We start from the raw sequence: 12575 nt of genomic DNA on the forward strand, positions 1-12575 counted from the left end.
TACGGCTGAAAAGGGCCGCTGTCGCTTAAACCCTTGTCAGCCTACGACCGCCTGTGCACTCAGGTCTTCCATCGAGCGAAGCGACGGTGAAAGTCTTTCAAGCTATCTATGATGCCGTATGACAGCTCACGTTCTCGAGCGGCTGCGCCTTTCGAGAACTGGATCCTGGCAACGCGGCTATCATCCTCCACTATCCGTTTTTTCTGCGGATGCAGTTTTCTGTTTTTCATTTGTAAATGGTTGTGCATTAGAACTTGCCTTCATCTGCTCAAAGGTGTTTGGAGACAGGTAATTGCAGTGGCTATGAATTCGTACCGGGTTATAGAAACTCTCGATATACTGATCGCATAAGCGATAGACCTGCCAGTAATTTTCCAGCTCAAATCGGTTAAGCCACTCTCTTTTGATTAGAGAATGGAAGGATTCAATGCAGGCATTATCGTAAGGGTACCCTTTTTTGGAGTAGCTGCGAATCATATCGGAAGTCAGATTCTGATAGTGGCTGCAGGTAAAATGGATACCCTGGTCTGTATGCAATACAATTGGCCGATCGGATTTTCGCCTGATTTTAGCCGTTTCCAGCGCTTCCAGAACATCTTCAGCCTCCATGGTTCTGGATAATTTCCAGGCAATAATCTTTCTTGAAAAGAGGTCCATGATACAGGTTAAATAGACAAACCCTTCCTGTCGGGTGTGAATATAGGTAATATCAGTACACCAGACCGCATTTGGTTGATCAGGATTGAACTTTTGCTTCAGAATGTTTCTGAGCTTTTGATCCGTTCCTGGGATAATTGAAGGCCGCTGTGGCTTTTTTATCCATTGTGCCCGGATACCCATCTCTTTCATATAGGTACCGACGGTTCGATCTGTAATCGTGTAGCCTTGCCTGCGTAGAAGAACTCCAATCTTCGGGGCACCGTAATTTTGGTGACTCTGATCATATATTTTTTGTATTTGTTTTTTCACATCTTCTTTACGTATCGCCTGATTACTGGGTTTTCGATTGAGGCAGGCATAATAACCAGATCTGGAGAGGCCGAGTAGTTTAAGCACTCTGGCCACGGAGAAGTCTTCTCCTTTTTCGCTTTCTTCGTGTACCAGGCTATAGAGCGTGGAGTTTAATTTCCCAGAATGCTTATAGCTTTTTTTAAGATCTTTAGCGCCTCAAGAGCATCTTTGAGTTCCCTTTGGAGACGGGCATTTTCCTTTTCAACTGGATTGGTATAATGACCAGATCCAATAAATTCCGGTTCACCATCCTCTGAGCGTTTGGCCTGTGTCTTGAATCGACTCAAAGTGCTCAGCCCAATTCCAAGGTTGTCTGCGCATTCTTTCATCGTCAGATCGGGATGGTCTTTAACATATTGAAGAGCGTCTCTTCGCTGCTCTTCAGTAATTTGTTTCCGTTTGTTTGCCATAGAAATACTCTCCTGTTCGTTTCGAATTGTAACTCTATGACATAGAACCGGTTAGGAATAAACTCTATTCGGTTTGTCCACTAATTATTCTAACTTCACCTTTACATCCTTGATCTTGCCATCAAGGGGCATGAAATAGATAGGAAGCTTGCTTTTCTGCCCTGTAATCATCAGAAGATTAATCTGGGGAAGAGGTTCATGATCGCGGTTATAGCCATACTTCACCATGGAAATGAATTCGGAATAGGATGAAACACTTGTGATGTCCAGGGCAAAGTATTCTTTAGACTCATTATGAGCTATCCATGTTCTGAAAAATTCTTGCTGCTTTGACAAGGTAAGACATTGCAGAAGCTCACTGACTCTTTGGCTGATTAAACCATTAGGAAGGTAGGTTTCATTATGAGCAGACCAGCGGTCAATTAAGTAGAGCGGATCACCGGTAGAGGCTAGAAATTCACAGCAGGTCATAATGTAAGGCCAGTGATTTGGGAAGACTTTTTTAAGGCAGTCCATTAACCCCGTTTCACGAGCGGCCTTATCCACAATCGAAAAACTGCCGCTGCCAGTTACAGTAATCTGTGACTCTGGTTTAGATTGACGAAGTCCGTTTCCATTTTTAGCTCTAGGCCGATTCGGAACGATTTCTCCCGTCCGTTCATCGATATGGCCGATGCATTTACGATGAGAATCAGGTTTTTTCTTCTCTTTGTTCCAAAATGACTCAACCTCATAAACATAAATCCGACCATTTTTACCTTTAACCTTCACTTGAGATGACATAGCAGGCCTCCAAAACATATGTATAACTTGTAAATATTATAGATTATACATACTTAATAAGTCAAGAGAAAAGTCCTGATATTTCTTTATAAAAAGTAATATCAGGACTTTCGGACCACTACATCTCTGTATATAGTGGGGAATTTAGGATATAGAAGATAATCCTAAAACGGATGTTAAAGGTATACAGAATTTCACAGAGTTTGAGATCGTATCTGGTTTTCCTAGATATGGCTGCTATATGGCTGCTATATGGCTGCTATATGGCTGCATATATATGACTACATGGTATCTGAATCTGATTGTTATCAGTCTTTATCCTGTCAAAGCCGACAGGAAGAAGTCTGTCTCCCTGTCCATGGATCTGGCTGTTGAGCACAGGAAGCAAAAGAAAAGACCGGAAAGATAGAAATGAAGAAAGACTTGAAAAGATGGATAGATGAGCTTGAAACCAAAAAGATGAGAGATTCGTGTTATAACAGAAATCATGGAATTGATATTAGAAAGTTTACTTGATGCTCTGAAAGATACCTGGCTGATGCTGCCCATCCTGTATGTGGTGTATCTGTTTCTGGATTCTTTTCAGCGCAAAACAGATAACAACGACTCCTTTTTCTGGAATCTTCAGAAATATGGACCTTTGTTTGGCGCAGCTTTAGGACTGATTCCGCAGTGCGGATTTTCCATCCTGGCTGCCATGCTTTATGTCAGCCGCAATATTACCTTAGGTACGATGATTGCGGTTTTTCTGGCCACCAGTGATGAAGCCGTTCCGATTCTGATTTCCGAACCCCGGCTGCTTCCTTCCCTGGGTGTGCTGCTGGTGCTGAAATTTCTTCTGGCCGCAACGGTCGGCTGGCTCATTGACCATTTCGTTGTCCCCAATCAGAAAATCATCAGTTTCAACGATCTTGAAGACGAAGAGGAACTGGATGAAGAGGAGCAGGAAGATGAACAGATTGAAGACAATCTGGAAATGCAGAATGCGCCTTCGTGTTCCTGCTGCTACCCACAATATCCAGTCTGGCTTTCGGCTCTTTTAAGAACCGGAAAGATTTATCTGTTTATCTTTGGTTTTTCGGTCGTGATGAATATCCTCACCGGGCTGATTGGCGAAGAAAACCTGGCTGCCTTCTTACAGACCAGCGAAGTCTATCAGCCATTGTTTGCTTCCCTGTTTGGCTTTATCCCAAACTGTGCGGCAACTGTTGTTTTGTGCCAGTTATTTGCAAGCCATGCCTTAACCTTTGGTTCACTGCTTGCTGGTCTGATGACCAATGCCGGTCTTGGTCTGGTGGCCCTGTTCCAGTATGATCCGGACCGTAAGCAATTATGGAAAATTCTGCTGCTGATGTGGATCCCTTCGCTGATCTGCGGCTATATCGTCCAGCTGATTGAACTGGCTCTTTGATTTTGAAGAATCAACTTTAAAGAAAAAGGCCAGATCCTGTAGTCTTCCAGGATCTGGCCTTTTTTATTGGATTCATGAATTGAAACAGATCTCTCATCCAAATGGAATCGAATGAAATCAATCAAAGTCTTCAAATGTGTCAAATTCATCGCCCGTTGTGAAGTCGTTTTTCGACGAATTGGCAGAGGAATCTGCTGTTGAAGAATCCTCTTTGGATGGAGTGACTGGATCAAAGCTCACGAATACTTTCTCTTTGACTTTTTCCTTGGCAAGAGCCTTCAGACTCTTCAGGCCTTCACTGATGGATCCGGATTCCTGCTTCTCTTCTTTCTTCGGGCTGGAAGAAGAAGTCGTTACAAACTTCGTGTCCGAACGAGGAACGGCGTAGACCACGTCTCCATATAAAGCCCGCATCTGGGCGGAAGTCAGGCGGATTGTCCGATAGTCTTCAATCGCATCTTCCCAGACGGGGTTGGAAACACCGTCCAGGTTGGCTTCCTGAATCGTTAACAGGTCTTTTTCTTCGTCGTAGTCCAGAACAATCCCGACATGGTTATGGGCATAGTCAGACGAGAACACAGCCCCGGACGCCGGTTTTTTAGATCGTTTGAACTTATCGCCATGTACTGCAAGCAGCTGGTCTACGCATTCATAGCCATTGCCATAAAAGCGTGGCGAGAAGCCATACAGTTCATAGAAACGACCCCAGGCAAACCAGGTACACTGTCCCCACAGGGAGGGAACGTTGTACGGCGAGCCGGAAAGCTTCCAGGATCTGGAGTCTTTGAAATCTGGAAGCAGATTGATGGTTCCCATCTTTTCAACTTTCAGACGATAGTTGATCTTCTTGGACAGCTTGCGCACACTGATCAAAGAGGTATTCGATACAGACGTAACATAAGTCGTCGAGATCGGTAAGTCCGTCTGGATAAAATCGTTTTTCGAAGGAGAAGCCGGGCCGGTATAGACCAGCTCTCCATCCACAGACTCAAAGGGCAGTCCTGGTAAAGTGACATCTATGTCTGGCGTCTCCACTGGCGTAAAAGAATCCCCCGGCTGTGGGAACTCATCTGGTGAACTTCCGATATTGGGTTCATCGGCAGCCGGATCATCCTTTTGATCTGGCAGCGCCTGATCGGGTTTATCAGCTGTCGAGCCGCTGCCATCCGGCAGTTCTTCAAACTGATCTTCCAGTTCTTCGACCCCGCCGGTAATCGGAACAGAAACCGATGGCTGGGTGGTCGACGGATCCGGAGAGTCTGTACTTGAATTCGAGGAACTGGACGAATTTGAGGAAGCAGACGAATCCGATGCTGTTGAGTCAGATTCTGCTGCTGAGTTCGTACTGGATGAGGTTCCAGCTGAATCGGTCTGGGAAGTGGATGGTGTCTGTACGGAAGGAGCTGGCGTCTCAACGGGTGCAGGGACGACTTCCTGTTCAACGACTATTGTGGTGGTTGTCGTTTGCTCAGGACGCTCATTTTCCAATTCTTCATAGGCCGGCGGCATCTCTTCGACTTCAGCTGAAGCCATACCCGTTGGTTCAGGGGTGATATCCGTGTAAGCGATCGGTTCGGGTTTACTATAGGCAACCGAATCAACCTGAATATCTGTATAGTCATAGCCTGTTGTGGCAACGGCTGGCTCAACCGTGACATCCGTCGTGGTAACAGTTAATGGTTCTACATTGAACTGGACTGGATCGGCTGCTGGAGCTTCAAAATTCTGAACAGCACCCCCTGCTGGATCTGTCGTCTGCACTGGGGCTGCATCCATCGGTTCAAAGGAATTCTCTTCAAATTCACCGCTGGAAACAGGTGTTTGTACGGGAGCTGCGGGCTGTGGTGCTGGCGTGTAGGTTGTATAGGTGACCTGGCGGACAACAGGAACACGGACGACGGTGCGGGCTGCGGCCTGGGCTGCAGCTGCCTGTTCCTGCTCAAGCCGGGCTTTTTCAGCCGCTTTTTTTTCTTCCTCTTCTTTGCGAAGAGCTTCTTCCTTGTCCGCTTGTGCCTTGGATTCAACGAGATTTCCAATTCGATTGATCATTTTTGGCCAATCTATCTTGGTTATGGGATTGGAGTTGTGAGGAGCAGACTGAAAATCTGCAGGCGAAAATACCGGAAATTCTGGATCCATCCTGCGGATCTGGGCAATCCAGGAAACAATTGAGGCGACTTCCTGACTGGACAGCATACTGGCGGATTCGCTTAAAATGCTCAGACCGGCCAAAGCCTGCTCACGAAGAGACTGCAGGTCGGTTTCCTGGCTGAAGGCAGCATAGGCTTCCAGCTGATTGAGCAGGTTCTGTTTAATCGTACGGATCTGCTTACTGTTCACTCCAAGAGATTCAAGAGTCAGAAGGTTCACTGAATCATGCAGCTGGTCAAATCCAGCGGCGTGAACAGTGAGTCCTTGAAGGTTCTGAGTCACCAGAGTGGTCACAAGCAGAGTCGCTGCGCTCTTTGTGAATTTTTTCAAAGCAACTTCCTTTCTTTATGTACTCTTTGGCTAGAAATGAATCACTTTCAACAGGCAAAGAAACATCGTTTGAATTATACCTTGAAAGCCGCCTTGCCGCAACGCAGCCTCTTTTGCATGAATTTTATTTCTTACAGAAATCTGATCCATTTTCTGCTTTATCTATCGCTGCAAACAAAGTGAAAAACAAATTTCGATTTTCCATCTTAAAAAGAACGTTCATTTTTGGCTGATGTTTTTTCAAACATCGCGTCAAAAAATATTCTATTCCCAAATTTTTACCGGAATTTCGATTCGCTTTTTTCAGACTTCTTTCCATTCCGATTCAGATGAGACCACCTTTACTGTCTGGACGATGCTGTAAATCCACTTTTGACAGATCTCTTCTCACTTTACAGACGTCCTCTTCCTGCTGCGCTTCTTCTCCAAAGAAACAGCATGGCTTGCAACTACATACCAAAATAAAAGCGGTGGATGGATCGGCACTGTTTTCAAGGAAAAAAGACCGGGCTGCAACAGGATGCTGAAGCTTAAGTGCTCCCTGCTATGCAGCACGATCTTTTTGGGCAGTTTTTACTGATCTTCTGGATTCCAGGCGCGCAGCCGATTGATTTCATCCTGATAAGGCGGCTGATCCTCAATATAGGGTGTCTCCAGAATTTTGATCACATCTTCCAGTCTGGAATCATGAACAATACGGGCCAGAGTTTCAAAGCCAATGTTGCCCTTCCCGATATTTTCATGACGGTCCTTATGGGAGCCTCTGATATTTTTGGAGTCATTAATATGGAAGACTTTCAGTCTGTCCAGACCAATCTTGTGATCGAACTCATCCATCAAAGCATCAAAGTCATCCAGATCATAACCGGCATCATGCAGATGACAAGTATCCAGACAGACCCCAATCCGATCGGATCGATGGACACCCTGGATGATTCTGGCCAGTTCTTCGAAGGTCTGGCCCACTTCACTGCCTTTGCCAGCCATGCTTTCCAGGCAGATGATGACCTGACTGTCATCCTGATCCAGCACGTCATTAAGGCCATTGACAATCCATTCCACTCCGGTTTCTACACCTGCTTTTAAATGGGAACCGGGATGTAAAACAAGATAGTGAGACCCAATGGCAGCAGTCCGGCGCAGTTCTTCCTTGAGAAAGTCCCGGCCGAAATAGGCGGTGTCTTCTTTGATGGAATTGGCCAGATTGATGATATAGGGCGCATGGACAACAATCTGAAAAGCCTGCCATCCCGCATCCTGATACAGTTTGATCCCCTGCTCAATATGCATCTCTTCAATGGGTTTTCGTTTGGAGTTCTGTGGGGCACCGGTATAAATCATGCAGGCATCCGCCCCATAGGATAATGCTTCGGCAATCGAGCCCTCAAAATACCGGGGTGCTTTCATGCCAACGTGACAGCCAAGATATCTCATCGTTCGTTCTTGGCGCGCTGTTTTGCTTTGGCGCGTTCCCGTTTCTGTTCCTGAATTTCCTTACGGATGAGAGCGCGTTTGGCTTTATGACGTGCCCGTTCCATGGCTTCATTGCGTTTTTTCTTATAGTTCGGTTTTACTTTGGACTTGGATTTATGCAGGATCTTGCCCATTTCAGCCGTCATGGTCTGATTGGATTTCGGACGTTTTGTACGGTCAACAATTGGAACGAATTCTTTGCCTTTGATATCCATTTCCTTGAATTCAATGCCCTGTTTTTTCAAAGAAGCAATCGCATTGGCATCTTTTGGCGAATAGATCGCAACCGCAAGACCATCACGTCCAGCGCGTCCCGTACGGCCCGAACGATGCTGATAGAAACGCAGATCTTTCGGGAAACCACACGAAATGACATGTGTGATTCCTTCCAGGTCAATTCCACGCGAAGCAATATCACTGGCTACGATATAGCTCTTTTTCTGTGACTGGATCTGACGGATCGCCCGGGAACGCTCACGCGCTTCCAGATCACCATGCAGTTCAACCAGATCATAACCGGCATTGCGCATATCTTTGGCAATGCGGGCCGCTTCCTGGTTAGAGTTGGCAAAAATCAGGCAGACATAGGGGTTGATGGCCCCTAAAACATCAATGACACGTTCCGACATGGTTTTGTGCTTGATGGGAACGAGATAATGCTGGATATCTGCCGCAAATTCATCATCACTGCCAATCCGGATAAGTTCCGGGCTGGTCAGATATTTCTTCAGGAATGGCTGGAGCAGATCTGGAATGGTTGCAGAGAAGACCATAACAGTAACATCTTGGGACATATGTGAAAGAATAGCATCGACATCTTCCAGAAAGCCGAATTCCAGGGTCATATCAGCTTCATCAATCACCATGATCTTAGCCGTATCCAGCCGCAGTGTCTTGTCTTCAAGAAACTGGTCTTTCATACGGCCAGGCGTGCCAATCACGATCTGTGGAGTCAGACCGCCTTCTTTCTTTTCCGTGCCGCCGACAACCAGACGGACTCTTACCCCAAAATGGTCAGCCAGCTTTTTGGAGCGTTCATACAGCTGCCAGGCCAGTTCACGGGTTGGAACAGAAATAACAGCCTGAACTTTATCGAGTTCTGGATCAATCATGTCAAAAATCGGCATGAAAAACGCATGTGATTTCCCTGAACCAGTCGTGGAAATACCAATGAGGTCACGCGTTTTGTTTTTACGGTTCACAACCGCTTCCTGTATCGGAGTCAGGGTCTTAAACCCCTCGACATTCATCATTTCTTCAATACGATTCACTAAAAAACACCTCTTTCAGTTATTGTGGCATACCGAATCTTTCGGTTCAATTGATAGGCCGGACAGAAAAATCTATCTTAAAATTGATCGAAACGTTAACGGATGGACCACAGGGAAGGCAGAACAATCAGAGCATAAAGATCAAAAGATCTCCTGAGCTTTGATTGTACCGCCAAAATCCTCGATTGATTTCAGGAAAGACTGAGCGGAGCAAAGGATCAGATGGATTTCAGTCCAACAAGCACCATCCGCCAAACTAACCAAACTCAATCAACCGCTCAATTTATCTGTCATCCCCGACGCTTCAAGATGTGACGCTTCAAGATTTTCAGAATTGCTTCTGAATTGATTTCCATTCAAAAACTCAGATCCATTCTGATTCAGGTCAGATTCATCGTAAGGAAAGAAAATTTCTCCATTCTGATCAGAAAAACGAAAAGAGGTAACGATATGATTGAAATTATTGATGTCCCCGTGCAGGGCTTTTGCAAGGGCGTCGCAAAAGCTATTGATAAAGCACAGGAAACTCTGCATTCCGACTGCCCAAAACCCGTCACAGTTTTAGGCTCACTGGTTCATAACGCCTATGTCAACGATGCCTTAAAAAAACAAGGTCTGGAAGTTCTGGAGGCCAAAGGCAAAAACCGGCTGGAACTGCTCGACGAAATCCATCAGGGAACCGTAGTCTTCACTGCCCACGGCGTCTCGGATGCAGTCCGCCAGAAAGCCCAGAAAAAAGGTCTGCATATTGTCGATGCTTCCTGCCCTTTTGTTCTGGCCACCCAGAAACTGATCGCCCGCCGGCAGAGTGAAGGGGATACGATTTTATATATTGGAAAAAAAGGCCATCCGGAAGCTGAAGGCGCAGTTTATGGCCATGAAGGCATCTATCTGATTGAAACCATTGAGGATCTTCCAGAAAACCTGGAAGGAAAAATTTTTGTCACCAACCAGACCACCATGTCCGTTCTCGATCTGGAAGCCTTATTCGAACAGATTCGCCAGCGCTATCCACAGGCAGAATTTTGCAGCGAAATCTGCAATGCCACCCGGGTGCGCCAGAAAGCGGTCCTCGATCTGCAAAATCAGAACATTGATCTGCTGATCGTCGTTGGCGATCCACAAAGCAACAACACCAACCGCCTGGCTCAGACAGGCAAAGCGGCTGGCATTCCCCGGATCCTACAGATCGAATCCGAAAGCCAGCTGCAAATGGAAGAGCTGGAAGGTGTCAAAAAAGCAGCCATTACCTCTGGTGCGAGCACACCCGCCTATCTTAAAGACCAGATCATCGAAAAGATCAAAACCTTCCAGAGCTGATCCAAATTCGGACTGGATCCTCAGACTGTTCGTGCAAATTTCAATCCTTTTGCTTTCGCGACGAAAACCCGCAGAAGCACTTCAATCTTTCATTGAAATCTTCTGCGGGTTTTCATCTGATTTGGTCAGGTTTCATCAGAGTTCTTCGCCATTGGAGGCAATCACCTTCTGATACCAGGCAAACGATTTTTTAGGGATTCGCTTCAGATCTTTGAGATCCTGATTATCACGATTGACATAGATGACGCCATACCATTTCTCCATATCGGCATGAGAAGAGAGAATATCGATCGGCGCCCACATCAGAGATCCACGGATATCAACGCCTTTGGCTGCAGCATCTTTTAGAGACTGTAAGTGATCTTTCATATATTCAATGCGATAGTCACCTTCGATCTTTCCATCGACCAGCTCATCTTTTGCCCCATAGCCATTTTCAACGACTATGACTGGTATGTGGTATTTGGCTCCCAGATCGAGCAGAGCAATTTCCATCCCTTTTGGATCAATCTGCCATCCCCGCCATGAGAAGCACTAAATGTATAGACATTTTCATTGTTTCACTTCTGCCTGCTCTGGACAAGACCATTTTCCAGAAACCTGGAAACAGACAAAGACCGGACAGAAAGATAGATGGCTTTCTGTCCGGTCTTTGATCGGCTTCGGTTTCAAATTCACATTCGTACTTTCATGCAAAATATCGAATTTCACACAATTCAATCCAATTCAAGCCCTGTTGAAACTTACGAATGTTTAGAACGATTTGCAGCCGGCTCAGTGAGCAGATCGACCAGCGCTTCGTTGCTGGCACAGACTTTGAAGGATTTAATGACATCCTCTGTTGCCTGTTCTTCAGCAGCTTTGGCATGGGCCCGAATCATATTGGCCGCTTCGGTTTCGCCTTTGGTCAGTAACAGATCATCTTTACGGGTGCCTGAACGCAAGATATCAATTGCCGGGAAAACCCGCTGGAAGGCCAAGTCTCTTGAGAGGACAAGTTCCATATTGCCAGTTCCCTTGAATTCTTCGAAGATAACTTCATCCATGCGGCTTCCCGTATCCACCAGTGCGGTGGCCAGAATGGTCAGCGAGCCACCCTCACGGATGTTACGGGCTGCGCCAAAGAAGTGTTTTGGGTAATAGAGTGAGGTTGGATCCAGACCACCGGAAAGGATTTTTCCGGAGTTTGGCACGAGTAAGTTGTAGGTACGGGCCAGACGGGTGATGGAATCTAACAAAACGACCACATCGCCACCCATTTCGACCAGTGCCTTGGCTCGTTCAATCGCCATTTCAGCCACCCGGCGATGATGTTCTGGCTCTTCATCAAAGGTGGAATAGACGACTTCAACATTGTGATCAATGACGGTGTCTTTGATATCCGTTACTTCTTCAGGACGCTCATCAATTAAAAGAATGATCAGATGGACATCAGGATGATTGACCTGAATGGAATGGGCAATGGATTTGAGCAGAGTTGTTTTTCCTGCTTTTGGAGGAGAGATAATCAGACCGCGCTGCCCTTTACCGATTGGACAGAGCAGGTCGATCATCCGGCCAGCCATATTGGAAGAGTCAGTTTCCATTTTCAGCTTTTCGGTCGGATAGATTGGAGTCAGTTTTTCAAAGTTTTTACGGTGGAGCGATTCGAGAATCGGTTTGCCATTGACGGTATCAACCTGTTCAAGCTGACGGGCTTTGTTTTCCTCAATCCGGCTGCTGAGTCTGCCGCTGATGAGGTCTCCTTCCCGCAGCCGCATCGATTTAATCCGGTTGGCGGAAACGAAAATATCATTGCGGCTGGAAAGATAATTTTCGCCCCGTAAAAAGCCATAACCGTCCTGTAAAATTTCAAGAACGCCTTCTACTTGTTCTGCCATTTGTTCCTGCTTTCTTTCTGTATTCAAAATGAATCAAGAGATTGAAAAATGAGTTTTTCTCAGCCATAAGGCCGGAAGATGAAACGCCCGTCTTTGAAGCTTCGTCCAGAATGTCTATCGGCTTCCAGTCAGACAGACGAAATAAAACGAATTCCATACTGATGCCGCGAACCATTTTCGTTCACGCTTCTGGTTTTCGTCTGATCAAAATAAAGGGACGCTGGCCAGCTTTCAGAGTATTGCCTGACCGAACGTTATGTTAAGAATACCGCAAAAGGTTCAGGCCTTGTCAATCCAACGCCTGAACCTTTCGAAGTCTTTAGCTGCTCATTCATGACTTTTCAGCTTTTTTATCTGGCAACGCTTGCGTCTCGATCCTGATCTGGCCTTTTTTTGCCATGAGCGGCTAATCGGACAAACAAGAAAGATCAAGACTTTTCTACCGCTTGAAAGAAAAGAGCTGACGGCCTTTGGCTTTCTGAATTTTCTTCCAGAGCAGGACAGATTTGAATTGGGACAGGTTTCATTCCGTTTG

10 protein-coding genes and 1 pseudogene are annotated in these 12575 nt (G+C 46.1%); 3 read left to right on the forward strand and 8 right to left on the reverse strand.

Going from position 1 to position 12575, the window contains the following annotated elements; all coding sequences use genetic code 11:
* Positions 1 to 180: 180 nt before the first annotated feature.
* From U4956_RS00930 to U4956_RS00940, 3 genes are all read right to left on the reverse strand, one after another.
* Positions 181 to 1104, reverse strand: coding sequence for an IS3 family transposase (locus tag U4956_RS00930; protein WP_323091419.1), 924 nt, complete (start codon positions 1102 to 1104; stop codon positions 181 to 183).
* A gap of 17 nt (positions 1105 to 1121) precedes the next feature.
* Positions 1122 to 1421 carry a transposase gene (locus tag U4956_RS00935; protein WP_323088329.1) on the reverse strand — a complete coding sequence of 100 codons (300 nt, stop codon included), beginning with the start codon at positions 1419 to 1421 and terminating at the stop codon, positions 1122 to 1124.
* 84 nt (positions 1422 to 1505) lie between these two features.
* Positions 1506 to 2204, reverse strand: coding sequence for a hypothetical protein (locus U4956_RS00940; RefSeq protein WP_323088330.1), 699 nt, complete (start codon positions 2202 to 2204; stop codon positions 1506 to 1508).
* Positions 2205 to 2481: 277 nt separating this feature from the next.
* On the opposite strand from U4956_RS00940, the gene U4956_RS00945 reads away from it, so the two are divergent.
* Together U4956_RS00945 and U4956_RS00950 are read left to right on the forward strand one after the other, a co-directional pair.
* Positions 2482 to 2613 (forward strand): hypothetical protein, encoded by a 132-nt coding sequence (locus U4956_RS00945; protein WP_323088331.1) that lies wholly within the window; start codon positions 2482 to 2484, stop codon positions 2611 to 2613.
* 78 nt (positions 2614 to 2691) lie between these two features.
* On the forward strand, positions 2692 to 3615 hold the full coding sequence (locus U4956_RS00950) for a putative manganese transporter (RefSeq protein ID WP_323088333.1): 924 nt from the start codon (positions 2692 to 2694) through the stop codon (positions 3613 to 3615).
* A 117-nt stretch (positions 3616 to 3732) separates the two neighbouring features.
* Here the strand turns inward: U4956_RS00950 and U4956_RS00955 are convergent, their stop codons facing one another.
* From U4956_RS00955 to U4956_RS00965, 3 genes are all read right to left on the reverse strand, one after another.
* Positions 3733 to 6096, reverse strand: coding sequence for a CHAP domain-containing protein (locus U4956_RS00955; RefSeq protein ID WP_323088334.1), 2364 nt, complete (start codon positions 6094 to 6096; stop codon positions 3733 to 3735).
* Positions 6097 to 6669: 573 nt separating this feature from the next.
* On the reverse strand, positions 6670 to 7530 hold the full coding sequence (locus tag U4956_RS00960; protein ID WP_323088336.1) for a deoxyribonuclease IV: 861 nt from the start codon (positions 7528 to 7530) through the stop codon (positions 6670 to 6672).
* The gene (locus U4956_RS00965; protein ID WP_323088338.1) at positions 7527 to 8840 is read right to left on the reverse strand and encodes a DEAD/DEAH box helicase; all 1314 of its coding nucleotides are present in this window, start codon (positions 8838 to 8840) and stop codon (positions 7527 to 7529) included. The genes U4956_RS00960 and U4956_RS00965 overlap by 4 nt, the downstream gene beginning before the upstream one ends.
* Positions 8841 to 9290: 450 nt before the next feature.
* On the opposite strand from U4956_RS00965, the gene ispH reads away from it, so the two are divergent.
* A complete protein-coding gene (gene ispH / locus U4956_RS00970) occupies positions 9291 to 10160 on the forward strand; it encodes a 4-hydroxy-3-methylbut-2-enyl diphosphate reductase (RefSeq protein ID WP_323088340.1) in 870 nt (289 codons plus the stop codon).
* A 135-nt stretch (positions 10161 to 10295) separates the two neighbouring features.
* On the opposite strand, the gene U4956_RS00975 is transcribed toward ispH, so the two are convergent.
* Positions 10296 to 10670 (reverse strand): family 1 glycosylhydrolase, encoded by a 375-nt coding sequence (locus U4956_RS00975; RefSeq protein ID WP_323091421.1) that lies wholly within the window; start codon positions 10668 to 10670, stop codon positions 10296 to 10298.
* Positions 10671 to 10903: 233 nt separating this feature from the next.
* Positions 10904 to 12197 (reverse strand): annotated as a pseudogene (gene rho / locus U4956_RS00980) (transcription termination factor Rho).
* Between the last annotated feature and the right edge of the window lie 378 nt (positions 12198 to 12575).

Origin of the sequence: Allobaculum sp. JKK-2023 (assembly GCF_034745455.1) — a bacterium.
Taxonomy (GTDB): domain Bacteria; phylum Bacillota_I; class Bacilli_A; order Erysipelotrichales; family Erysipelotrichaceae; genus Allobaculum.